At 70.3% G+C, this 23,301-nt stretch carries 24 protein-coding genes; 11 read left to right on the top strand and 13 right to left on the bottom strand.

Translation table 11 applies throughout. The features are described 5' to 3' along the window. Window positions 1-52: 52 nt before the first annotated feature. Complete coding sequence (locus AC2EWF_RS12360) at window positions 53-763, bottom strand: CBS domain-containing protein (protein WP_483639662.1); 711 nt, start codon at window positions 761-763, stop codon at window positions 53-55. A gap of 219 nt (window positions 764-982) precedes the next feature. Between AC2EWF_RS12360 and AC2EWF_RS12355 the strand changes: the two genes are divergently transcribed. From AC2EWF_RS12355 to AC2EWF_RS12335, 5 genes are all read left to right on the top strand, one after another. Further along, the gene (locus AC2EWF_RS12355) at window positions 983-1,189 is read left to right on the top strand and encodes a dodecin family protein (protein WP_483639661.1); all 207 of its coding nucleotides are present in this window, start codon (window positions 983-985) and stop codon (window positions 1,187-1,189) included. A 28-nt stretch (window positions 1,190-1,217) separates the two neighbouring features. Further along, entirely contained in the window at window positions 1,218-2,054 is an 837-nt protein-coding gene (locus AC2EWF_RS12350; protein ID WP_483639660.1) for a universal stress protein, read from the top strand. 65 nt (window positions 2,055-2,119) lie between these two features. Beyond that, window positions 2,120-2,881, top strand: coding sequence for a glucose 1-dehydrogenase (locus AC2EWF_RS12345; RefSeq protein WP_483639659.1), 762 nt, complete (start codon window positions 2,120-2,122; stop codon window positions 2,879-2,881). Window positions 2,882-2,906: 25 nt separating this feature from the next. Beyond that, window positions 2,907-3,344: a universal stress protein gene (locus tag AC2EWF_RS12340; protein ID WP_483639658.1), complete on the top strand. Its 438-nt coding sequence runs from the start codon at window positions 2,907-2,909 to the stop codon at window positions 3,342-3,344. A 6-nt stretch (window positions 3,345-3,350) separates the two neighbouring features. After that, the gene (locus AC2EWF_RS12335) at window positions 3,351-4,751 is read left to right on the top strand and encodes an MBL fold metallo-hydrolase (protein WP_483639657.1); all 1,401 of its coding nucleotides are present in this window, start codon (window positions 3,351-3,353) and stop codon (window positions 4,749-4,751) included. A 27-nt stretch (window positions 4,752-4,778) separates the two neighbouring features. On the opposite strand, the gene AC2EWF_RS12330 is transcribed toward AC2EWF_RS12335, so the two are convergent. The 3 genes from AC2EWF_RS12330 to AC2EWF_RS12320 all read right to left on the bottom strand — a co-directional run bounded on the left by AC2EWF_RS12330 (window position 4,779) and on the right by AC2EWF_RS12320 (window position 7,234). After that, window positions 4,779-5,663, bottom strand: coding sequence for a universal stress protein (locus AC2EWF_RS12330; protein ID WP_483639656.1), 885 nt, complete (start codon window positions 5,661-5,663; stop codon window positions 4,779-4,781). 11 nt (window positions 5,664-5,674) lie between these two features. After that, window positions 5,675-6,250, bottom strand: a complete 576-nt coding sequence (locus AC2EWF_RS12325) for an N-acetyltransferase family protein (protein WP_483639655.1) — start codon at window positions 6,248-6,250, stop codon at window positions 5,675-5,677. Window positions 6,251-6,370: 120 nt separating this feature from the next. After that, the gene (locus AC2EWF_RS12320) at window positions 6,371-7,234 is read right to left on the bottom strand and encodes a universal stress protein (RefSeq protein WP_483639654.1); all 864 of its coding nucleotides are present in this window, start codon (window positions 7,232-7,234) and stop codon (window positions 6,371-6,373) included. Between AC2EWF_RS12320 and AC2EWF_RS12315 the strand changes: the two genes are divergently transcribed. From AC2EWF_RS12315 to AC2EWF_RS12305, 3 genes are all read left to right on the top strand, one after another. Continuing rightward, window positions 7,227-7,766, top strand: a complete 540-nt coding sequence (locus AC2EWF_RS12315; RefSeq protein WP_483639653.1) for a universal stress protein — start codon at window positions 7,227-7,229, stop codon at window positions 7,764-7,766. The genes AC2EWF_RS12320 and AC2EWF_RS12315 overlap by 8 nt on opposite strands. Window positions 7,767-8,201: 435 nt before the next feature. After that, the gene (locus AC2EWF_RS12310) at window positions 8,202-8,957 is read left to right on the top strand and encodes a response regulator (protein ID WP_483639652.1); all 756 of its coding nucleotides are present in this window, start codon (window positions 8,202-8,204) and stop codon (window positions 8,955-8,957) included. Next, a complete protein-coding gene (locus AC2EWF_RS12305) occupies window positions 8,954-10,972 on the top strand; it encodes a PAS domain S-box protein (protein ID WP_483639651.1) in 2,019 nt (672 codons plus the stop codon). The genes AC2EWF_RS12310 and AC2EWF_RS12305 overlap by 4 nt, the downstream gene beginning before the upstream one ends. 18 nt (window positions 10,973-10,990) lie before the next feature. Here AC2EWF_RS12305 and AC2EWF_RS12300 read toward each other — a convergent pair whose 3' ends face one another. After that, on the bottom strand, window positions 10,991-11,638 hold the full coding sequence (locus AC2EWF_RS12300) for a Crp/Fnr family transcriptional regulator (protein WP_483639650.1): 648 nt from the start codon (window positions 11,636-11,638) through the stop codon (window positions 10,991-10,993). Window positions 11,639-11,825: 187 nt separating this feature from the next. On the opposite strand from AC2EWF_RS12300, the gene AC2EWF_RS12295 reads away from it, so the two are divergent. After that, window positions 11,826-12,857: a hypothetical protein gene (locus tag AC2EWF_RS12295; RefSeq protein ID WP_483639649.1), complete on the top strand. Its 1,032-nt coding sequence runs from the start codon at window positions 11,826-11,828 to the stop codon at window positions 12,855-12,857. 36 nt (window positions 12,858-12,893) lie between these two features. Here the strand turns inward: AC2EWF_RS12295 and AC2EWF_RS12290 are convergent, their stop codons facing one another. The 8 genes from AC2EWF_RS12290 to AC2EWF_RS12255 all read right to left on the bottom strand — a co-directional run bounded on the left by AC2EWF_RS12290 (window position 12,894) and on the right by AC2EWF_RS12255 (window position 21,263). Further along, window positions 12,894-13,754, bottom strand: coding sequence for a ribose-phosphate diphosphokinase (locus AC2EWF_RS12290; RefSeq protein WP_483639648.1), 861 nt, complete (start codon window positions 13,752-13,754; stop codon window positions 12,894-12,896). A gap of 17 nt (window positions 13,755-13,771) precedes the next feature. After that, window positions 13,772-15,250, bottom strand: a complete 1,479-nt coding sequence (locus tag AC2EWF_RS12285) for a thymidine phosphorylase family protein (RefSeq protein ID WP_483639647.1) — start codon at window positions 15,248-15,250, stop codon at window positions 13,772-13,774. Between the two features lie 309 nt (window positions 15,251-15,559). After that, window positions 15,560-16,210, bottom strand: coding sequence for a BON domain-containing protein (locus tag AC2EWF_RS12280; RefSeq protein WP_483639646.1), 651 nt, complete (start codon window positions 16,208-16,210; stop codon window positions 15,560-15,562). Between the two features lie 81 nt (window positions 16,211-16,291). After that, a complete protein-coding gene (locus AC2EWF_RS12275; protein WP_483639645.1) occupies window positions 16,292-17,389 on the bottom strand; it encodes a hypothetical protein in 1,098 nt (365 codons plus the stop codon). Next, the gene (locus tag AC2EWF_RS12270) at window positions 17,386-18,381 is read right to left on the bottom strand and encodes a zinc-dependent alcohol dehydrogenase family protein (RefSeq protein WP_483639644.1); all 996 of its coding nucleotides are present in this window, start codon (window positions 18,379-18,381) and stop codon (window positions 17,386-17,388) included. The genes AC2EWF_RS12275 and AC2EWF_RS12270 overlap by 4 nt, the downstream gene beginning before the upstream one ends. A 124-nt stretch (window positions 18,382-18,505) precedes the next feature. Next, window positions 18,506-19,330, bottom strand: a complete 825-nt coding sequence (locus tag AC2EWF_RS12265; protein ID WP_483639643.1) for a universal stress protein — start codon at window positions 19,328-19,330, stop codon at window positions 18,506-18,508. Window positions 19,331-19,560: 230 nt separating this feature from the next. Beyond that, window positions 19,561-19,716, bottom strand: coding sequence for a cytochrome bd-I oxidase subunit CydX (gene cydX, locus AC2EWF_RS12260; RefSeq protein ID WP_483639642.1), 156 nt, complete (start codon window positions 19,714-19,716; stop codon window positions 19,561-19,563). After that, complete coding sequence (locus AC2EWF_RS12255; protein ID WP_483639641.1) at window positions 19,713-21,263, bottom strand: cytochrome ubiquinol oxidase subunit I; 1,551 nt, start codon at window positions 21,261-21,263, stop codon at window positions 19,713-19,715. Before AC2EWF_RS12255 ends, cydX begins: the two co-directional genes overlap by 4 nt. A 389-nt stretch (window positions 21,264-21,652) precedes the next feature. Between AC2EWF_RS12255 and azu the strand changes: the two genes are divergently transcribed. Further along, a complete protein-coding gene (gene azu / locus AC2EWF_RS12250; protein ID WP_483639640.1) occupies window positions 21,653-22,099 on the top strand; it encodes an azurin in 447 nt (148 codons plus the stop codon). 125 nt (window positions 22,100-22,224) lie between these two features. Then, window positions 22,225-23,262, top strand: coding sequence for a PLP-dependent cysteine synthase family protein (locus AC2EWF_RS12245; protein ID WP_483639813.1), 1,038 nt, complete (start codon window positions 22,225-22,227; stop codon window positions 23,260-23,262). Window positions 23,263-23,301: the final 39 nt, after the last annotated feature.

The raw sequence follows: 23,301 nt of genomic DNA, 5'->3' as shown, positions 1-23,301 counted from the left end.
CGGCCCCGCTTCGCGGGAGTCCAGGCGCGGCAGCGATGGCCGGCCCCGCGGGCTAGGGCCCGGGCGCGCGCACCACCATGCCCATCATCGGCTCCACCGTGGTGAGCTGGTCGTCCACGCGCACCACGCCCGCGGTGTTCCCGGCCAGCACCACCAGCGCCTCGCGGACGGCGTCGTCGAGGATCACGCCGTGCAGGGTCACCACGCCGTCCCGCACGTCCACGCCCATGGTCTCCCGGGGAGTCCATGACTTCGTGTCGAGCTCGCGGGCGATCCGGCGCGCGATGGCCGCATCGGAGAGGTCATCCGGCGCGGCTTCCGGCGCGGTCGCGACGAATGCCCGCAGCAGGTCGGCGCGGCTCAGGATGCCCTGCAGGCCCCCGGCTCCAGGCACGGGCAGACGCTTGATGCGGTGCTGCTCCATGAGCCGGACGGCGTCCGCCAGCGGGGCTTCGGCGTCGATGGTCACCACGTCGTGGGTCATCACCTCGCCGACGCGACGCGCATGCGCGACGGTGAATTCGCGGGCCAGGCGGCCGGGTCCGAGCAGGAAACCCAGCCACGCAGGATGCGTGCGTGCGGTTCCCGTTTCGGCGCGGCGCATCAGGTCACCCTCGGTCAGGATGCCGGCCAGCGCGCCGCGCGCATCCACGACCGGCAGGCCGCTGATGCGCTCGCGCAGCATCGTGCGCATGGCCTCGACCAGCGGGGTGTCGGGGGTGACGGTGACCACGTGCGTGGACATGGCCTGGCGGACTCTCATGGCGGACTCCGGTTGCGAAGCATCCATGCCGGTGCCGCGCCGCCGCAGCCGCGCGGCGGCGCTTCAGGTCGATCGCCATGTTCCGCCCGCCTGCGCCGGTATCCGTTGACGCATGTCAACAAGCCGGCGCCGCGAGCCGCCTACGTTGTCCCAGGCTGCCGCGCCGCGATGGCGGACCCGCGGCAGGCCGATTCGATCTGTGTGCCGGAGGGATGCCCCATGAACGCCATAGCGAAGACCGTCGAAATCAGCGCCGCTTCCGGCAAGAGCCTGGAGGACGCCATCCAGTCCGGGCTGCGGAAGGTCGCCAGCACCATCGACAACGTCCAGGGAGCTTGGATCAGCGACATCAAGGTGCGCACGACACCGGACGGCGACATCACCGAATGGCGCGCCTGCCTGCGCGTGACCTTCGTCGTGGACTGAAAGCCGTCCTCCGGTACGGGGCGTCCCGATGCGCGACATCCTGGTCCATTCGGAAAGCTTCAAGCGCTGGGGTGCCGGCATCGCGTATGCCGCGCGGCTCGCCTGCATCTTCGATGCCCACCTGACCGGCATCTGGGTGTGTGCCTCCCCCACCGCATCCATCCCCGCGCTGGAAGAGCCGGAGCTGCTGGCCGAGCTGCTGGATGCCGCGCTGGACCTGGAAAGGGAGGCTTTCGCCTCGGCCGCGTCGTTCGTCGACCATGTCCTGAAACTCGGTCAGCGCAATGCCTCCTGGCAGGTCGCCGAGGGCGAGGTGCCCGAGGCGCTCGCCCTCGCCGGATGCTGGCACGACCTGCTGGTCGTCGAACGCACGGACCGCACGGTATGGGGCACGACGTCGGCCGTGGGCAACCTCGTGCTCGGCGCCGACGGCCTGCCATGCATCGTCGTTCCGGCCGACGCCGCGATGCGGGATCCCGCGCTGGACACCGTGGCGATCGCCTGGAACGGCTCGACCGAAGCGCTGCGCGCCGCCCATGCGGCGCTGCCCCTGCTGCGGCGCGCGCACCGCATCGTGATCCTGCGCGGCGAACAGCATCCGCCCGCCAGGCTGGCGGCGTGGCGGCCACCCTTCGATCTTGCCGGGTACCTGCTCCGCCACGGCGTGGGCACGGAGAGCCGGACGATCGTCGGGGCCGACGAAGAAGGTGTCGGCGCCGCCCTGCTGCATGCCGCGGGCGAGCTAGGCGCCGACCTGCTCGTCATGGGCGCCTATGGCCACGCCCGTTTTCGCGAGTGGGTGCTCGGCGGAGTGACCCGCCATGTCATCGAGCATGCCGCGATACCGGTGTTGTTGCGGCATTGATACGCATCAACAAGCCGCCGGCGGCCCAGGCGCACTCTCGACGCAACACCCGACCGGAGAAGCAGATGAACAGGCTCAATGGCAAAGTCGCCCTGGTCACTGGGGGCGCCCTGGGCATCGGCACCGCCTGCGCGCGGCGCATGGTGGAGTCCGGCGCGCGCGTCGCCATCGTCGACGTGCTCGACGAGGCAGGGCAAGCACTCCAGCAGCAACTGGGGGAGCGCACCTGCTACCTGCATGCCGACGTGTCCGTCGAGAACGAAGTGGAGCAGGCGGTGAAGGACACGGTCGCTCGTTTCGGCCATCTGGACGTGCTGGTCAACAACGCCGGTATTTCCGGCACCAACAAGCCCACCCACGAGCTGACGGAAGCCGAATGGGACCGGGTGCAGGCCATCAACGTCAAAGGCGTGTTCTTCTGCACCAAGCACGCCATAGGCCCGATGCGCGCCGCCGGCGGAGGCAGCATCATCAACCTGTCGTCCATCTACGGGCTGGTCGGCGCGCCGGACGTGCCGCCGTACCACGCGTCCAAGGGCGCCGTGCGCCTGATGGCCAAGACCGACGCCCTGCTCTACGCCGCCGACCGCATCCGGGTGAACTCGATCCACCCCGGCTTCATCTGGACACCCATGGTGGAGCACCACCTCGCCTCGCTCGGCGGCGACGTCGCGACGCACCGGCACGAGGTGGCGGCGCTTCATCCGCTCGGCCACCTGGGCGACGCGGACGACATCGCCTGGGGCGTGGTCTACCTGGCCTCGGACGAGGCGAAGTTCATCACTGGCAGCGAACTGGTGATCGACGGCGGCTACAGCTGCCGGTAACCCCCATGCCGACGAGGAATAGCCCATGTTCAAGCGCATATTGCTTCCCACCGACGGTTCCGAGCTGTCCCTGCACGGCGTGAAGCTGGGCATCGAGCTGGCCGCAGCGTGCGGCGCCAGCGTCTTCGTGCTGCACGTCATCGAGCCTTTCCACTCCATCAGCTACGTGGCGGAGATGATCACGGCCACCCAGGCCGTGTACCTGGAAGGGGCCGTGGAGCGCGCGGAACGCTACCTGGCCGAGGCGCGCGACCAGGCCGCCAAGGCCGGCGTGCCGTGCGACAGCGGCCACCTCGTCGGCGACCCGCCCAGCGAATGGATCGTGCAGGAGGCGCAGCGCAGGCAGTGCGACCTGATCGTGATGGCGTCGCACGGCAGGCGCGGCTTCAACAGGCTGCTGCTCGGCAGCGAAACGCAGAGGGTGCTCCAGACCAGCTCGGTGCCGGTCCTGGTCTGCCACTGACCGGGCATGAACGCCCGCTTGGTCTACAGCGCCCACGGCGCCGCCAAGCAGGTGACCGGCTCGTGCCACCTGGTGACTTGCGGCGACTCCCGCGTGCTGGTCGACTGCGGGCTTTTCCAGGGCAGCGGCCAGGGCGACCTGAACTTCGAACCGTTCGGCTTCGAGCCGGCGTCCGTCGACACCTTGCTGCTCACCCACGCCCATCTCGACCACTGCGGCCGGATCCCGCGCCTGGTGCGGCAGGGCTTTCGCGGCCGCATCCTGACCACTGCCGCGACGCGCGACCTCGCGCGCATCGTGCTGCTGGATGCCGCCGGCCTGCAGGAAGAGGACGCCGCCCGCGCCGAACGCAGCGGGCGCCGCCGCGGCGAGCCGCCCAGGGCGCCGCTGTTCACCCTGGATGATGCGTTCCACAGCCTGGACTTCTTCGATACGCCGGTGGCCTACGGCCAGAGCGTCGCCGTCGCCCCAGGCGTGACGGCCAGGTTCCTGGACGCCGGCCACATCCTCGGTTCGGCCTCCATCCTGCTCACGCTGAGCGACCGGGGCGAGATACGCACCCTGCTGTTCTCGGGCGATCTGGGCAACCCCGGGCGGCCGATCCTGCGCGATCCCGTGCCCGCGCCGGAGGCAGACTACGTGGTGATGGAAACGACCTATGGCGACCGTCCGCACCGCTCCCTGCCCGATTCCGTGGAGGAGCTGTACCGCGCCGTCCGCGAGACCTTCGCGCGCGGCGGCAACGTGGTCATCCCCACCTTCGCGCTCGAGCGCGCGCAGGAAATCCTCTACTACCTCCAACGCGGCGTGGCCGACGGCAGGCTGCCCGCGCGCATGCCGGTATTCCTCGATTCGCCCATGGCGATCTCCGCCACCGAGGTTTTCCGCCGGCACCCGGAATGCTTCGACCGGCAATTCCTCGACCTGCTGCGCGAGGGCGACCCTTTCGCCATGCCGGGCCTGCGCTTCACCCGCGACGTCGCCCAGTCGATGGCGATCAACCGGATCGAGAGCGGCGCGGTGATCCTGGCCGGCGCGGGCATGTGCACCGGCGGCCGCATCCGCCACCACCTCAAGCACAACCTCTGGCGCGAGCGCTGCAGCATCGTCTTCGTCGGCTACGCCGCGGAGGGCACGCTGGCCCGGCGGATCGTGGACGGTGCCAGGTCGGTGCGGCTGCTGGGCGAGGACATCCAGGTGCGGGCGCAGGTGTGGACCATCAACGGCTTCTCCGCCCATGCCGGCCAGGACGCGCTGCTGGACTGGCTGGGCAAGGCTACCCGGCGCGACGTGCTGCTGGTGCACGGCGAGTACGAGCGCGGCATGCTGGCCATGGGCGAGGCGCTGCGGCAAAGGGGGATCGCCAGCCGGATGCCCGGGATGCACGAGCCCATCCTGCTGGCGTGAACCGCGGTCGACGGCTCGCGCGGTCGGTCAGTGCTGGATAAGCACCGGCAGGGCCGCCTGCTGCAATACTTGCCGCGTGGCGCCACCCAGCACCCGCTCGCGCAGCCGCGATCGTCCATAGGCCCCCATCACCAGCAGGTTGGCATCCATCCGCTGCGCCTCGCGCAGCAGCGCGTCGCCTGCTTCGTGCGACGACGCGTCGATGCGCCGGCGCCTGGCGGCAATGCCGTGGCTCGCCAGGTATTCGACCGGGTGGAAGCGCGGCGCCGGCATGCCGTCTTCCGATGGCGCCGCCGGCGCACCATCCAGCACGACCACGTCGCGGGCGACCGACAGGAACGGCAGGGCGGCATGGATCGCGCGCGCGGCCTCCAGGCCTCCGTTCCAGGCGAGCATCACGCGGTCGAACCCCAGTGTCGTGCCCGAGTCCGGCGGCAACAGCAGGCAGGGCCTGCGGCAGCCCAGCAACGCCTCGCCGAGCACCTCGGCATCGCCGTCGTCCGCCCCGATGTCGCGTTCCAGCAGGATGAGGTCGTGCCAGGCGCCCAGCTGGTGCATGGTGCGGGCCAGGCCGGCCCGTGCACTGGTCCAGATGGCGCTGCGCACCCCGCCGAGGCGGGCCAGCTTCCCGAACGCCTCACCCCCCGCCGCTTCTCCCGGCGATTCCAGCAGCAGCGAGAACACCGTGGGCTCTTCGTCGCGCCCGCGCAAGCCGCGCAACGCGGGAGCAACGAAACATCCCGTGACATGGCTGCCCCAACGGCCGGCGAGCGAGAACGCCGCCGTCACCGACGGGCTCCAGGGATGCACCGAGGTGACCAGCGCCAGGAGGTCGGCGGGCCCGTGGCGTGCCTTGCCGCGGTCGTCGACGCGGGGCAGCGCCTCAGCGGACCGATGCGCATGCGGGGCCATGCGGGCTCCGGTCACAGGTCCAGGATGTGCATCACGCGCGCGGGATCGTCGGCGACCAGTTCGCGGCGGAAGCCGAGGAAATCGGCCAGCTGGCGCATCGGCTGATTCGATGCATCGTCGAGCGAAACCATGCGCTTGTAGCCGTTGCCCCGCGCCACGTCGATGAGGTGCCGCATCAGCAGCACGCCGAGGCCGCGGTGCTGCCACTCGTCGGCCACCGTCACCGCGCACTCGCATTGCCGTGCGTCGTCCGCGGCGGCGAACCGGCTCACGCCGATCTCGCGCAGCTTCCCGTTGTCGTGCACCAGCGCCACGAAGGCCACCCGGCCCGGAAACTCGACCTTCATCAACTGGTCGATCAGCGCGGGGCTGGGCTCGCGGAAGTCACCGAGAAAGCGGTAGCGGCGTGCGGTAGGCGACAGGCGGCGGATGAACTCTTCTTCCCGCTCCCGGTCTTCGGTGCGCAACGGACGGATCAGCACCGGCGTGCCGTCGAGCAGGTGGTCGATCCAGTGCGTGCCTGCGAGAAGATGGGGAAATTCGCTGAAGGCGCCCTTGGCGGGCTGGGGCGAGGCGTTGGTCGTCATGGGCTTGTCCTGGCAGTCGGAGAGGGTGCCGGCCGGGGCGCGGCGGACGCGGTGGATTCCTGTGTATGCCACCTTCGTGCGCGCCGACTTGATGCGGATCAACTGGACCGCGCGGCGCTTTCAGTGCGCGAGCAGCATGGGCAGGCGCGAGTCGCCGAGCAGCCAGTGCGTGGCGCCTCCCAGCATCCGTTCGCTCATGCGCGAACGCCCCCACGCGCCCATCACCAGCAGCCCGGCCTGCCGGGCCTGCGCGTCGTCATGGAGCCTGCGCCCCACTTCCTTGCCGGGGGCGAAGTCGATCCGCTGGAAGCGGACGCCCTGGCGGCCCAGCCATTCCCGCAGCCACGCCGTGGGCGGCGCGCCAGTAGCGCCGGAGCGGCAACCGTCATAGACCGTCACCTCGTGGGCGTCGCGCAAGAGAGGCAGTGCGGCATGGATGGCGCGCAAGGCCTGGCCGCTGCCGTTCCACCCGATGGCGATGTGCCGGAAATCGAAGTCGGTGGTGCCGCCCCGTGGCACCAGCAACAACGGCGCAGAGCCTTCCAGCAGGAGGCGGCTCCACTCTTCGATGATCGCCGCCGCTTCCGGCGATCCCGCTGGCAAGGACCCGACGAGCACGTCCGACAAGAGCGAACGCAGCGCCAGCATCGGCACGTACGCGCCACGCGGCGTTTCCCAGGCGCCGGAGATACCCTGGCCACGGCACAGCGCCTCCCACCATGTCCGGCGGGAAACCGCATCGGCGCCGGTCGCCGCGGCAGGGGCACCGGTGCCGGCCGCCGCGGCGAACAGCGGATTCCCTGGTAGCACCTGCAGTCCGGTCAGGAAGGCGCCGTAGCGTTTGGCCAGCGACAAGGCGCAGGCCACCGCCGGCTCGGCTTCGGTGGCGGAACCTACGTTCACCGTGATATCCCGCATGACGGTATCCCCGGCCGCTCGACGCAACCCATCGTGCCGCCGGCGAGGCCGGCTGCGCTTGACCAAGATCAAGCCATGCGGCCACCGGCCGGCAACGGCAGTTGACCAGTATCAACACGCGGCGTCGCCGTCGCGCGAAGCTGGCATGGCAGCTGCGCCCACGCCGAGACCGGCCATGTCCAAGCACCTCCTTTTGGCTACCGATGGCTCCCCGGCCGCACACCACGCCGTGGACGTGGCCCTCGCCCTCGCCGCGGCACTGGGCGCCCGGATGCACGCCCTGCACGTGCTGGCGCCGCAGCCGGCGGTGGCGCTCGCCGCCGACGTGATCGAGGGCGGGTCGCATGCGCGGCATGCGATCCGGCACATCCACGGGGATCTGGCGGACGTGCGTGAAAAGGCCAGGCGCGCCGGCGTGCCCTGCCACGTCGAACACGTATTCGACCATCGACCGTACGCCGCCATCGCGGGCGCGGCGATGAAGCACCGTTGCGACCTGATCGTGATGGGCGCGCACGCGCGCGATGCCCCGCTCGCAACCGACGTCACGCACCAGGTCATTCTCCATTGCGATGTGCCGGTGCTGGTCTGCCGCTGAATCGCGAAGCCAGGCATCGATCTCGCCGGTATGGTGGCGATGGCGATGGCGATGGCCGCGACCGCCGTGGCCCTGCCATCGCGCCGCGACCGCCGCGACGACACGAACGGGCGTTACGCCCCACGGCACGGCGGCCACGCACGCCGCCGCAACGACGAGCAGGCCGGGGCCGGGCTGCCGCAGGCGGTCGCGCGACGCCGCGACGGCCACCAGGTTCCATATCCAACGGATGCGTGCGCGGAAGGCGGGCGGCAAGGAACGGGGCCGTGGCGGAGCCGTGGCTGTCAAGGCCGGCCGCGGGGGGACTCGACGCGCGCCAGGGTCGGCCGAGGGGCGATTCCCGCCGACGGCTAACGCAGTGGCCGGGCGCGGATATAAACTCTGCTTCCGCGACGGGCCATCCGGCCGTGGGCCGCCCCGTTCGCCGAGGTTCCCATGCCCCCCGGTCAGGTGCCATCCGCGGATCCGCCAACACCCACCCGGCTGCTGGTCGTCGAGGACGACCGCGACATCTCGACGCTGATCAGCCGCTATTTTTCCGCCCAGGGCTTCATGGTGGGCGTCGCCGCCAACGGCGCCATGCTGCGCCGCGCGCTCGCCGACGGCCCGGTGGACCTGGTGCTGCTGGACCTGGGCCTGCCCGGCGAGGACGGTTTCGCCCTGACCCGCTACCTGCACGAGCACTGGCGCGGGCCGGTGATCATCGTCTCCGGCCGTGGCGAGTCGGTCGACCGCGTCGTGGGTCTGGAACTGGGGGCCGACGACTACATCACCAAGCCGTTCGACCTGCGCGAACTGCTGGCGCGCGTGCGCAGCGTACTGCGCCGATATGCAGCGCAGGCCCCTGCGGCAGACGGACCGGCATCGGAAGGCCGCACGCTCGAATTCGCTGGCTACCGGCTCGACCCCTCCGCGCGCCTGCTGGCCGGCGCCGACGGCGAGGAAGTTCCCCTGACCACAGGGGAATACGATCTGCTCCGGCTGTTTCTCGAACACCCCAACCGGGTGCTTTCGCGCAACGACATCATGAGCCGCATCCATGGCCGCGACATCGGCCCTTACGATCGCGCGATCGACGTGCAGCTGAGCCGCCTGCGCCGCAAGATCGACGCCGCCACCGATCGCCCTCCCCTGTTCAAGGCGGTGCGCGGCGCCGGCTACATGTTTACCGGCCAGGTGCGCCGCCTGTGACCTCCGGCCCGGACGACATCGCCGATGCGGACCTTTTCAGGGCGCTGTTCGATACCGCCCCGGACGCCATGGTCGTGGTGGACCAGGACGGCACCATCATGCTTGCCAACCCGCAGGCGGACCGGCTGTTCGGTTACGGCGAGAACGAACTGCGCGGCAGGCCAGTAGAGATATTGCTGCCGGAATCGGTGCGACACGTACACAAGGATCACCGCGCCAGGTACATGGCCGCTCCCCGCGTACGGCCCATGGGCGCCGGCTACGAGCTCACCGGCGTGCGCCGCAGCGGCCAGCCGTTTCCGGTGGAGATCGGCCTGAGTCCGATCCAGGCTGGCGAACGCCTCCTGTATGCCGCCTCCATCCGCGACATCTCCGAAACGCAGCGCGCACGCCAGGCGCTGGTCCGCGCGCGCTACGACGCCTTTCTCGCGCAGGCCAGCCGCCCGCTGCTCGAATCGCCGAACCTGGACATGGCCGTCGACGCCATCGCCGCCCTGCTCGCCTCGGCGCTGCACACCGACGCCGCCCTGATCCTGTTCCGCGACATCCACGGCACGGAGCTGCAGATACGTGCCGCCATCGGCCTGCCCGACCTCGTGCTGCGCGGCATCGCACGGCGCCTGTCCCGTGGCCCCTGGATGGATGGCCCAGGCGACCCTGCGGTGCTGTCCCGCTCGGAAGGCGACCTCACCAGACTGCTGAAGGGCACGGAATTCCACGACGCCGCCATCGTGCCGCTGCCGGACCGCTACGGACCGCTGGGCCTGCTGGTGATGCCCGTGCGCGAAGCGGACAGCATCGACCACGACATGCTGCATTTCCTGCAATCGGTGGCGAACATGCTCGCCGCGGCGGTGCAACGCAGCCGCAGCGAGGAGCAGCTCTCGCACGCGCAGCGCCTGGAAGCGGTCGGCCAGCTCACCGGCGGCATCGCGCACGACTTCAACAACATGCTCACGGTGATCTCGGGCAATCTGCAGCTGTTGACCGCATCGCTACCGGGCGAGTCGCTGCAAAGCGACATCGCCGCGAGCGCGGCCCGCGCCGCCGATCGCTGCGCCGCGCTCACCGGCAAGCTGCTCTCCTTCGCCAGCCGGCGCCGCCTCGCGCCACGCCCGCTGCAGCCGGCGCAGATCCTGGACGACCTGCGGGAAATGCTGACACGCACCCTGGGCGAGCGGATCCGCGTGATCACGGAATGTGCAACGGAAACGCCGCTCGTCCACCTGGATCCCGCCGAATTCGACACCGCACTCGTCAACCTTGCGGTCAATGCCCGCGATGCCATGCCGCGCGGCGGGCAACTCACCCTCTCGGCGGGCGCCGAGCGCATCGACGATGCCCGGGCCGGCGTGAAGGCACCGGCCGGCGACTATGTGGTTTTTCGCGTCGCGGACACCGGCATGGGCATGCCCCCCGAAGTGCAAGGGCGCGCGCTCGAACCGTTCTTCACCACCAAGGATGCCGGCAAGGGCAACGGCCTCGGCCTGAGCATGGTGTACGGTTTCGTGAAGCAGTCCGGCGGGTATCTCGGCATCGACAGTCAGCTCGGCGAAGGCACCTGCGTGAGCCTGTATTTTCCGGTGCTGGACGCGGTGCCCACGGCGGTGGCCGCCGCCGAAGTGCCGGTGCAGCATGGACGGGAAACCGTGCTAGTGGTCGAAGACGAGCCGGAAGTGCGCGCCATTGCGGTCGCCTTCCTGCACTCGCTGGGCTACCTCACCCGCGAGGCCGATACCGCCGCCCGCGCCCTCGCGCTGCTCGAGCAGCATCCGGACATCGACCTGCTTTTCTCGGATGTGGTGCTGAGCAACGGCATGAGCGGCGTGGAGCTGGCCGGAGCGGCGCGGCGTTCGCGGCCGGAGCTGCCGGTGCTGCTGACCTCCGGGTATGCCCGCGGATCGATGGATGCCCAGAACCCCTTGCTTGACCAGGTGGAACTGCTGCGCAAACCCTACCGCGTCGAGCAGTTGTCGATGGCCCTGCTGCGGGCCCTCAAGCGGCAGGCGGAATGACCCGCCGCGGCCGCCAGCTCACAGGGAGTGCCCGCTCGCCATCTGCCGCAGCCCCCCGTCGTCCAGCACCTGCACTTCGCGGCGCCGCACGTCGATCAGATGCAGATTGCCGAGGTGGGACAACACCCGGCTGACCGTCTCGTGCTTGAGCGCGAGGAAGTTGGCGATGTCGATGCGGCGCATGCGTAGGATGAAGTGCCGCGCGCTGTAGCCCAGGCTGGCATAACGCGCGGCGACGTCGACCAGGAAGCTGGCGACGCGCTGTTCCGCGCTCAGCGTGCCGATCGTCAGCATCCAGGCATGGTCGCTGCGGATCTCCGCGGCCAGCGCAGCGGTGAAGCGGGCCTGCAGTTCGGGGATCTCGCGGCAGGCGGCGAGCATCGCGGGGTATGGCAGCTCCCAGACCTCGCCCTGCTCCAGGGCCACCGCGCTGCAGGCGTGCTGCCGCAGGCCGATCGACTCGATGCCCAGCAGGTCGCCGCGCATGCGGAAGCCGGTGACCTGGTCGCGGCCGTCGTCGGCCAGTTCCACCGTCTTCAGGAAGCCCGCATGCACGAGGTACAACGACTGGAACGGCTGGCCTGCATGGTAGAGATATTGACCTGACGCCAGCTTGTGCCGGGTGACCTGCACGTACTTGCGAAGGAGCTCGATCTGGGTATTCATGGCGCCTCCGTCGAATGCCTGTTTCCCCCGTCGTGAACACCCTAGCCCCGGCCCGTTACGCACCGATGGCGGCAAGGCAACGCTTCGTAACCGTTTGCAACCCCGGACCACACCGGGGTGTTGATGTGGCTCAATGACGTTCGAGCACAACTGGGCATATTCGCCTCGGTCATTGCAGCCACCGGTCATGCGCCACTCTCCATTTCTCGACATCGCGGCCGTTGAAGCCTGGGACGCATGGTTCCGCTGGCGCGACCAGGGCGGCTTGCGCGACCTGACGGTCGACGACACTTTGCGGCGGGTCGTCCACGCACTCTCGCGATGCGAACCGCCGGCGTGCAGGGCCGGCTGGGAGCAGCAGCTGCTCGACGCCCTCGCCGGCTGGCGCCTGCTGCTCGACGAGCGCATCCTCGCCAGCGCCGGGACGGACCGCCCCTGCTGGCCCCGCGACCGTCTCGCCGCGGCGCTCAATCCCGCCGTATTCGTCACGGCGCCGTTCACCGCGCTGGCCAGCTTCCGCTACGAGGCGTTCGAGGCAGTGGCCAGGCTGGCGGTACACGCGCTGGACAACGCCGGACTGCTGGCCGCCGGGGAACATCCGGGCACGCATCTGCGCATAGGCATGGTGGGCCTGGCCGACACCTTGGCGCAGTTGGGCCATGCCTACGACAGCCCGCAGGGGCGCCAGGCGGCGCGCGCCATTACGCAGAGCCTGGCTCGCGGCTGCCTGCAGGGCAGCCTGCGCCTGGCCCGGGAGCGTGGCGCCTTGCTGTCGCCGCCGGATGCGTTGCGGCGACTGGGCCGCCTGGGTGAACTGGGCGACGCGGCGGAGGCGGCGGATGCCGTGCGGCACGGCCTGCGCCATGGTTCGCTCACCGCGATCGACTCGCAAAAGCGACTGGCGCTGCTCGCCAACAACGTTGCCGATGCCGCGGATCCGCTGCTCGCGCATGGCGACATCCATGCCATCCCGGATGCCGAGACCAACCGCCTCGTCTGCTCGCCGGGTTATGCGATCTTGCTCGCCAAGCGCCTCCATACGCGTCAGGCCTTGCGCAGCGTGGGCACCGAGCTGGCGGAGCTTTCGGCGCAGGCCCAGCCCGCGTTGTGCGAGGCCATCCAGCCATGGATCGACGAACCGATTTGCTATCCGTCGCCGCTGGCGGGCTCCGAAGAAACCCGGAAGGCCATCGCCACCCACGTGGGCTGCAACGCTTGAGCGCCGGCGGCGCCGCCGGCAGGCACCCCAGCGTGATTACTCCTGCGGCAAGGCCGCCGCCAGGATCCCGGTCAGGTCGATCTCTGCGGTGTCCCCCGGCACGCTGTTGCTGACGACCACCCCGGCCACCCCGGCCGACCGCAGGCGTTGCAGCGCATCCCCGGCGAACAGGCCGTGCACGGCCATACACCATGGCGCCGGCAGGCCGGCGGCACGGATGCCGGCGATGGCGTCCAGCAAGGTATGGCCGCTGGAAATGATGTCATCCAGCAACACCGGAACGCGGTCTTGCCATCGCGAGAGATCTGGCAGGCTCACGCGCACCTCGCGATCGCCGAGGCGGTGCTTGCGGGCGACCACCACCGGCGCCGCCACCAGCTTGGCGACGCCTTCCACCCACGGCGCGCTTTCCTCGTCGGGCCCGATCAGCAGCGGCCGCGCCACATGCGCCTGCAGCCAGGCGGCCAGGGCGGGCGCGGCCGACACGGCGCGGCCGTGCGGCATGCCAGCCTCTGCCAGGCTGCGGTGCCGGTGCAGATGCGGGGCGACGGTCACCAGCCATTCGAAACCCTGCGCCAGCAGCCGCCCGAACAGGCGCGACGACACGGCCTCGCCGGGACGGAAGCGCGCGTCCTGGCGCATGTACGCCAGGTAGGGCGCGACCAGCCCCAACCGTCGCGCCCCCAGCTCGCGCAGGGTTGCCGCGGCCATCAGCAGCGGAAGTGTCTTCGCGTCCGGTCGGTCCAGCGTGCACACGACGATGGCCTCGCCGCCCGCCGGAGGCTCATCCACGCGTACCAGCGACTCGCCGTCCGGAAAGCGGTGCAGGTCCAGCGCACGACGCGGCAGCCGCAGCTGCCGCGCCAGCGCGTCGGCCAGTGCCTCGTTGCCAGGCATGGCATAGACCGCCCGCATCATGCGGACCCGTCCAGGGTGAGGATGCCGGGATGGCGCTGCACGTACTCCATCGCGTAGGCCAGCTCGCCGCGCGTCTGCGCGTGCACGGTGAACATCGGCTGCCCGCGCTCCAGCCGGTCGCCGAGATGCGCGTGAAGCTCCAGCCCGGCCAGCGGCGACCCGGGTGCGCCGGCCAGTTTCGCCACGCGCGAAAGGCGACGGTTGTCGATGGCGCTGACGGTACCGTCGCAGGCGGATGCGACGGGATATTGCTGGGCGGCGCGCCCGGGGCTGCGCATGCCGCCCTGCGCTTCGCAGATCTCCTGGAACTTCCGCCACGCGTCGCCGCCGTCGAGGGCCCGCACCGCCATGGCGCGCGCCTCGCCCGCGCTGCTGGCGGCCTCCGCCAGCAGCAGCAGCGCCCCGGCGAGCAGCACGGCGCGGTCGCGCAGGTCCGCCGGCGCCCCCGGCTCGCCGCGCAGCACGCGAAGGACATCGTGCGCCTCCAGCGCCGGCCCGACCCCGGTGCCGACCGGCTGGCGGCCATCGGTGAAGACGCACTGCACGCGCACGCCGAAATCCGCGGCCACGTGCTGCAGGCAGGCGGCCAGCGAGCGGGCCGCGTCCGGATCGCGCATCTTCGCGGTGGGGCCGACCGGGATGTCGATCAGCACGCGGGAAGAGCCGGCGGCGATTTTCTTGGACAGCACCGAGGCGACCAGCTGGCCTTCGCTGTCGATGTCCAGCGCCTTCTCGACGTGGATCAGCACGTCGTCGGCGGGACTCAGGCCGATCGCCCCGCCCCACGCCAGGCAGGCACCCGTGCGCTCGACCGTGCGCCGCACGAGTTCCAGCGACAGGTCCACCGGCGCGAGCATCTCCATCGTGTCGGCCGTGCCGGCCGGCGAGGTGATGGCGCGCGAGGACGTCTTGGGCATCATCAGCCCCAGCGACGCGGCGATGGCCACCACGATGGGCGAGGTGCGGTTGCCGGCGAGGCCGCCGATGCAGTGCTTGTCCATGACCCGGTCGCAGGGCCAGCGCAGGCGACTGCCGGTGGCGACCATGGCGCCGGCCAGCGCGCTGATCTCCCCCAACCCGAGGTGGCCGTCGGCGCAGGCGGTGATGAAGGCGGCCAGCTCCAGGCCGGTATAACGGCGGGCGGCCACGTCGTGCATGATCGCGGCGAACGCGTCGTCCTGGAGCACCGCGCCGTGGATCTTCGCGCGCACCAGCGAGAGCGAATCCACGCTGGACGGATGCGCGAGCATGGCCGTTTCGCCCGGCTGCGGCGCCAGGGCCAGCCAGGCCGACTCGGACAGGCCGACCTCCCCGCCCGCCAGCCATGCGCCGTGCACCACGTTCAACCGGGCAAGCACCTGGCGTGCACCGATGCCGACCTGCACCCGGCTGTGCGCGCCGAAACCCTCGGCGCGACAGATGGGCGAGTCCTCCTGCAGGTAGATCACATGCTCGTCGCCGCTGTCGATGCCCATCCGCCGCAGCCGCTCCGACGGCAGGACGGGGCGGGGGATCTCGGGCGACGCACTCTTCAACCCAGCGCTTGTGGGAGGCGAAAGGCGAGGTTCCATGGCGGTCGGGGCAGGCCTTGTCAATGGCCCGCACGATCCGACGCCGGGACGGCGACCGAGGCACGGGCAAGGTTTTCCATCAGCTCGGCCATGAACCGTCCCGGCCGCGGGTCGTCCAGGCCCGGGAGCTGCGCCGCAACGGCCTTGATCGCATACGGGCTGTGCCGGCGCCGCCGGCACGCTGGCGTTCCCATGCAGCGAACAGGCAGACCTTCAATGCACCCGGATGTGATCCACGATGGTCTGCACGCCCGGTGCGTTCCACACGGCCTGCTCCACCGCCGCGCGTTCGTTCAGCGAGCCGACTTCGCCAGACAGGGTCACCGTGCCGCGATCGACGCCCACGGTGATGCCTTTCGTGTGCAGGTGCGCCTGGCGTTGCAGCGCCGCCTCGATCTTTCCCTTGATGTCATGCGCCGTGACCGGCGGCCTGATCGCGATCAGGTTGACCACGTCCTTGACGCCGAGCAACCCACGCACGCATGCAGAAGCCGCTTCGCGCGCATAGGCCCACGGCACCTCGCCGCTCAGCGTGACACACCCGTCTTCGACCAGGACCTTGACGCTGCCCCTGGGAATGGAGGCGTTCCACTCGATGGCGCGGGTGGCCGCGTCGGCGATGTCCGCATCGGTGCGATGACTGTCGCCTGGCAGCACCACGTCCAGTTCCACCGCCACGCCGCGCACGCCGGTGACGCGCTGCGCCGTGCGCTCGGCCGCGTATTTTTCCGCGTAGCTGCCGACCCGGCCGGCCAGCGTGACGATGCCGTTGCGCACCTCCACGCCGATGTGATCGGCCTGGACGGCCGGTTCCCAGTGAAGTTCGTCGATGACGTCTTTCTGCAACTGCCCGTCGGTACGCATGACTGCTCCTCCATGTTTCGTCGGCTCAGGATGGGCCGCGGAAAATGCATGGTGTTGACGCAGGTCAACCCGTCGGCCGATTCAGCGCCGGAACATCGCCATGAACAGCTCCACGCCGATCAACACGATGATGGTCAGCTCCAGCACTCCGGCGCGGCTTACCGCGGCCTCGTCGTAAAGCGCGGCGTAAGTGTCGCGGATGATCGCCAGCTTGCGGTCCACCGCGGCTCTCAGCGCAGGCACGCCGAATGACTCCAGTGTCGTGGTGTACACGCGAGCCAGATAAGGGTGGCCGGTGACCTGCAGCGCGTTGTCCACCCTGCCGGTCAGTTCCGTGACTTCGGCGACCAGGGTGTAAAGGCGGCGGGCCAGGCGCGACAACTTTCCAGGCGCCGACAACGGCGAAACCGTCCGGGTACGCGCCACCAGCGCGTACATGCGCGGCAATTCGGCGTCGAGCAGTGCGTCGTAGTAGCGCAGCTCCAGCAATTGCGCATTGGCCACTTCCAGTACCGCGGCCACGCCCGCATCGCCGTCGGGCTGGTACAGGAACGCGCGGTCGCGCGTGACCACCACGCAATCCCCGGCAAGATGGGCGAAACGGTGCCGCAGCAATGCCTCGCGCGCATCCTCCGACAGCGGGCGCGGTTCGGCGGCGAGCAACGGCGCGAGATCCAGGGCGCCCTGCAGCGCCTCATCCGGAGGCTCGCGGAAGGTGTCCACCACCATCAACTGGTAGTCCTCCTGGATCACCGTCGCGCCCGGCCGTTCCAGTGCGGGCGCGATGCGCGCCCGCAGGGATTCCAGCAGCATCGTCCACGGCGCCGCCGCCGCGTTGGCGGCGACGGCATCCTCCACCTGGCGCGAGAATTCGGCGTAGCCGCTCCATGCCAGTTCCTCGACCACGAAGGTGATCGCCATGGCGATGGCGCCGAAGTCATACAGGTGCACCGAGACATCGCCGGCCATCGGCTTGCCGCCGATGCGGAGGTCGATCGGCGACAGGCGCAGCCGCAGCGGTGGTGTACCGAAGCTCAGCGGCCCGGGCGGCGTATCGGCGACCGGCAGGTCGGCGCACAGTTGCCTTGCCCGCCCCAGGTCGATCGCATAAGCCACGTCGAACAGGCGCTGCGCGATCACCCGCCCCCGGCGTACCACCGCTGCGGCGGCCGTGTTCATGCCGGCGGCACCAGTACCGCGGCGCCATGCACGCGGCCGGCGCGCAGATCATCCAGTGCCTGGTTGGCGTCGGCCAACGGATAGCGCCGCACCCGCGTGCGCACTCCGGCCCGTGCGGCGGCGGCGAGGAAGGCGTGCCCGTCCGCACGGGTGAGGTTGGCGACCGAAAGCAGGCGGCGTTCCTCCCACAGCAGGCGGTAGGGAAACCCCGGGATGTCGCTCATGTGGATGCCGCCGCACACCACGGTGCCGCCCTTGCGCACGGCGGCCAGCGCGACCGGGACCAGCGCGCCGTCGGGGGCGAAGATGATCGCGGCATCCAGCGGCTCGGGCGGCGTCTCGCCGGAGGCCCCGGCCCAGGTCGCCCCCAGCGAGTACGCGAGCGCCTGGGCCTCCGAATCCCCGGCGCGGGTGAAGGCATGCACCCGGCGGCCCTCCGCCCGCGCCACCTGCGCCAGGATGTGCGCCGCCGCACCGAACCCGTACAGGCCCAGCGCCGCGCCCTCGCCCGCCAGCCGCAACGCGCGGCCGCCGATGAGCCCCGCGCACAACAGCGGCGCGGCCAGCGCGGGGTCGGGATAATCGCGCTCCGGCAGCGGCAGGCAGAACGCCGCGCTGGCCAGCATGTGCGTGGCATAGCCGCCGTCGCGCGTGCAGCCGGTGAATGCCGGCGCGTCGCAGAGGTTCTCACGTCCGTGCAGGCAGTATCGGCAGACGCCGCAGGTGCCGCCCAGCCATGGCACGCCGACACGGTCGCCCTGCTTCCACGAAAGGACGTCCGCGCCGATCGCCTCCACCCTGCCCACCACTTCGTGCCCCGGTACCACCGGCAGGCGCGCCTGCGGGAGCTCCCCGTCGAGCAGGTGCAGGTCGGTGCGGCACACACCGCAGGCTTCCACCCGGATGCGCACTTCGCCCGCTCCGGGCGCGGGTATTGGCCGCTCCTCTGGAACCAACGCCGTCTGCGGCCGGCGCAAGACCATCGCGTGCATGTGGAGGACACCTCCCGCCCTTGCACCTCGTTGCTTCAACCGATCCTGCCCGCGTGGAAGATGCCCGATGCGTCGAAAGCCCTGAGCCAGCGCGGGCGGAGGACCGTTCCCGGGCACGCGGGCGTCAATGCCGGAACAGCACCGGGATGTTCGCCCAGGCCAGCGCGTGCCGCGTGGCGCCGCCCAGCCACCATTCGCTGAAGCGATTGCGACCGTAGGCCCCCATCACCAGAAGATCGGCGCCGAACTTGGTCGACGCATCCAGCAATACCCTTCCCGCGTTGTCGTGCCTGGCGGTGATCATGCGCTCCTCGGCCTCGATGCCGTGGCGCCGCAGATAGCGGAGCATGTGGAAGGGCGGGTCCCACTCCACCCCATGGTCCACATCGCGCTCCGCGGCCCCCCAGAGCAACAGCACCTGCCTGCCCTGCAACAACGGGCAGGCCGCGTGGATCGCCCGCATCGCTTCCGGCGAACCGTTCCAGGCAAGGGCGACCCGTTGAATCTGCCGGCCCGGCGCCGTCTCCTCGCGCGGCAGCACGATGCACGGCACACCTGCCTTGAGGATCAGGCCGGGGATGTCCCATGGCGAACCGCGGCCGTCCAGCGCATGCTCCAGCACCAGCAGGTCGTGCCGCGTGGCTTCCTGCATCAGCGCATCGAAGGGGTCCCCCTGCGCGACCAACCACTCCGCCCGTGGCACGCCCAGCGATGCCGCCCAGGACTGGAACGACTGCCTGGCCTGGACCGCGCCCCGGACGAGCTCAAGCGCGTTTTCCATGAATGCGGTCATCGGCGCAGGATCAAATGCGGGCACGAAATGCATGGGGTGCGGGCAGGCGTAGACGGCCGTGGCCGATGCGCCCAGCGTCGCCGCGAGCCGCATGCCGAAATCGGCGGCCCGCGTGTGCTCCTGATAGTCCCTGACGTGAATGAGGATGTCTTTCAAGGGCCTGCTCCGCGCCGGGAACCGTGCGTGTCGGCATCTGCCCGGCCGGCGACATGCTGCCGCGCACGCGTCGCGGCACATTGATACATGTCAACGGAACCGCACCCCGCATGAGCGTGGACACGTCCACCCGGATCGCCGCTTCCGGGACGCAGCCACGCCGGGAATCCGCATGCAACGCGCTGCCGGACGCCATCCCGGCCTGCGTCGCGCGCGGCAAACCCGCGGCATCAGTCGTCGTTGGCAACCGCCGCCCAGTCGCGCTCGTCGTCCGCGTGCAGCTCGAACCACATCGCGTTCAAGATGCCGAAGGCACAGGCGAGGCCGACGCCCAGCAACCATGCGAAATACCACATCGTCCGCTCTCCCATGACCGGCAGGGTCAATACGTTCTCGTCGGGTCCGGATCCACCGGCCAGATCTTCAATCCATCCGGGCCAAGGCGGACAAGGCGCATCGTCGAGACAGCGCCGGCCACGAACAGGCCGGACACCGCCGCATACGCGATCACGGCGACGAGCCGCCCGGATTCCGTCGCATCCATGCCGGTGACGGGCAGCAGCCCGTCGACCAGCCAGGGACCGCGACCCGCCTCGCTCACGATCCAGCCCAGCGCGCCCGCCACCCACGGCGCAGGCCAGCTCCAGGCGGCGATGCGCAGAAATCCGCGTTGCTCGAGCCGGCGCCGCGACGCCAGCCAGAACGATGCGCCGAACAGGACCAGGCCGTATGCACCGAGCAGCGCCATGGCCCGAAAGGACCAGAACAGCAGCGGTACATTGGGGATCGTGTCGCGCGCGGCCGCGGCCATCGCATCGCCACTGCCCCGGGCCGTCGGGATCCGGACATGGCGCAGCAGCAGCAACCCGTACCCCAGATCCGGGTTGGCGGCAGCCAGGTCCGCGGGCGAGCCGGCCCCGTGCGCGCGGGCGTCCTGGGCATCCAGCGCGACGAACTCCGCCAGGCCGCGGCGTATGCGCAATGCATTCGCCGCCTCGAGGTCGTCCAGCCCCGCTACCGGCATCCGCCAGGAGTGCGTCACGGCAAGGCCCAGCAACCAGGGGACCTGCAGTGCGACCCGGGTCCTGCGCCCCGCCGGATCGGGTATCCCAAGGAGGATGAGCGACGCCGGCGCCGGCCGCGTATGCCATTCGCCCGCGACCGCAGCGATCCTCATCTGCTGCCCGGGCGCACCGGCGTAGCCGTCGCGGTCGCCAAGCACGGCAAGCGACAAGGCCGCGGCCAGGCCGAAACCGGCGGCCACGGTCATCGACCGGCGCGCAATCTGCACGTTGCGGCCGCGCAGCAGGTACCACGCCGACACCGAGAGCACGAACGTCGCCGCAGTGAGGTAGCAGGACGCGATGAGATGCACGAACCGCGCTTGTGCGGCGGGGTTGAGCAGCATCGAAGGCAGGTCGTGGATCCGTACCTGCAGGCTGCCGGGATCGAGGATTGCGCCGGCAGCACGGTCCATCAGGCCATAGCCGATCGCGATCTTCAGCACGACCAGGGTCGACAGCGGCATCCACAGCCACGTGACGGCCAGATGCCGCAACCGCCCCCGGCCCCGCCAGTCTCCGGACAGGCGCCAGAGGTAAGCGCCTCCGGCGAAGACCAGCGGCGCAAGCAACAGGATCAGCCATGGGCCGGGAGTCCCCTGGAGATATCTGCCGAACCGGCCGGGGTCCGCGCCGTACAGGATGACCAGTACCATCGAGCCTATCGTCCACATCAGCAACGCGATGCCGAGCAACCTGCTCCAGAAGCGCGCGATCTCCCGCCAGATCTCCCGTTCGGTCATCACGTGGACGCTTTCGATGATCGCGATGACCGGCGGCAGGCCGACGACAAGCGGAAGCAAGGTGGCGCAGTAGAGAGCGATGATGTGCGGCCACGGCGTCGACGCGTGGAACGAGGGAAGATCGATCATGTTGGCCTCCTTCGCATCCTGGCCGCGGCTCCCGCGCAAGCACCGAGGCACGGCCCTGGACCCCGCCTGCCGGAATCCGGGCGCGCTCGAACATGTCGACTGCCGGGGCGCGCCTTGCCCGCACCCCGGCTGACGCACGTCGCGCAAGCGCCACGTGCGTGCGCCAGCTTAGGATCCACCGTTCGTGTCGGGTGTTGATTGAAATCAACTCGGCCAGGGCGGCAGCGCGGGCGGCAGCCGCCGCTGTGCCAGAACCCCGCCCGGCCCGCATGCCGGCACCCCGTGATCATTCGATCGCGCGACCGTCCCGGCAGGTGACGCAGATCAGTGTCGGCCGGTTGCGGCCCGCGCAGAATCCGGGCGTCCACCTTCCTGCCGGAGTCGCCCCCATGCGCAGACTCATCTTCCTCGCCCTGCTCGCCCTCGCTTCCTCTCCACTGATGGCGGCGGAATGCAGCACCACGGTCGAGGCCGACGACGCGATGCAATTCAACGTCAGGTCCATCACCGTGCCCAGGACGTGCAAGAGTTTCAAGGTCACGCTGAAGCACACCGGCCAGCTGCCGGTGGCCTCGATGGGCCACAACTGGGTGCTGACGCGTGCCGCCGACGAATCCGGCGTGGTCGCCGACGGCATGCAGGCCGGCGCCGCCAATGACTACGAGAAGCCTGGCGACACCCGCATCATCGCCCGCACCAAGCTGATCGGCGGCGGCCAGTCCGACACCACCACGATCGACGTGGCCCAGCTCAAGGCCGGCGAGCGGTACACCTATTTCTGCACTTTCCCCGGCCATTCCACGCTGATGAGAGGCACGCTGAGCCTGGGTAAGTAGGCCAGCCTCCGGTGATCGTCATTCCGAACGCCGCGGCCATGCCGGAGCCTTCCGTGGAAAACATCTTGCCGGCGATTCCACCATCGCGCGAAGGCCACCGCCGCTGGGTGCACGACGCATTGGACATGCTGGCGCAGGAGGCCGCGCGCTCGGCCGACACGCACCTGCTCAAGCTCGGCTTCCCCGGCTTCCCCGGCATCGACTTCTACTTCAAGGACGAGTCGGTGCATCCCAGCGGCAGCCTGAAACACCGCCTCGCCCGCTCGCTCTACCTCTATGCGCTGTGCAACGGCCGCCTGCGCGAAGGCCAGGCCGTGGTCGATGCCTCCTCGGGCAGCACCGCGATTTCCGAGGCCTGGTTCGCGCGCCTGCTCGGTCTGTCCTTCACGGCAGTGATGCCGGCCTGCACCGCGCCGCGCAAGATCCGCGACGTGCAGGCGCTGGGTGGCCGCTGCGACCTGGTCGACGATCCCGCGCGGGTACACGAGCGTGCCACCGAACACGCCGCACGCGGCGCCTGCCACCTCGACCAGTTCGGCCTCGCCGAGCGCGCCACCGACTGGCGCGGCAACAACAATATCGCCGAGTCGATCCTGCAGCAGATGGCGCGCGAACCGCAGCCAGTGCCGACCTGGATCGTCTGCGGGGCCGGCACCGGCGGCACCTCGGCGACCATCGGCCGCTACCTGCGCTATCGCCGCCTGGATACCCGCCTCTGCGTGGCCGAGCCCGCGGGTTGTGCCTTCGCCGAAGGCTGGCGCACGCGCAACCACGCCGCGGTCGCCCGCCACGCCACCCTGATCGAAGGCATTGGCCGCCCGCGCGTGGAACCGGGCTTCCTGTTCGACGTAATCGACCACGTGATCGAAGTGCCCGACAACGCCTCGATCGCCGCCGCGTGGCTGCTCGAAGACCTGCTCGGCCGCCGCTACGGCGGCTCCTCCGGCACCAACCTGGTGGCCTGCCTGCAGCTGGCCGCAGCCATGCACGCACGCGGCGAGCGCGGCAGCATCGTGAGTCTGCTGTGCGATCCCGGCGTGCGCTACGCGGAGACCTTGTTCGATCCGGCGTGGCTGGCCGACCATCGCATCGACCTCGTCCCAGCGCGCGAGGCGCTGCAGCGCTGCCTCGCCGGCAGCCGCTGGCAGCCGTTGCGGGATTGATCCGGACTGATCGGCATCAAGGCACGCAGGCCCGCGGGC

The sequence above is a fragment of the Rhodanobacter sp. sgz306013 genome (assembly GCF_057031145.1).
Note: the sequence above shows the minus strand (reverse complement) of the source record. Positions and strands in the feature narration are given on the sequence as shown.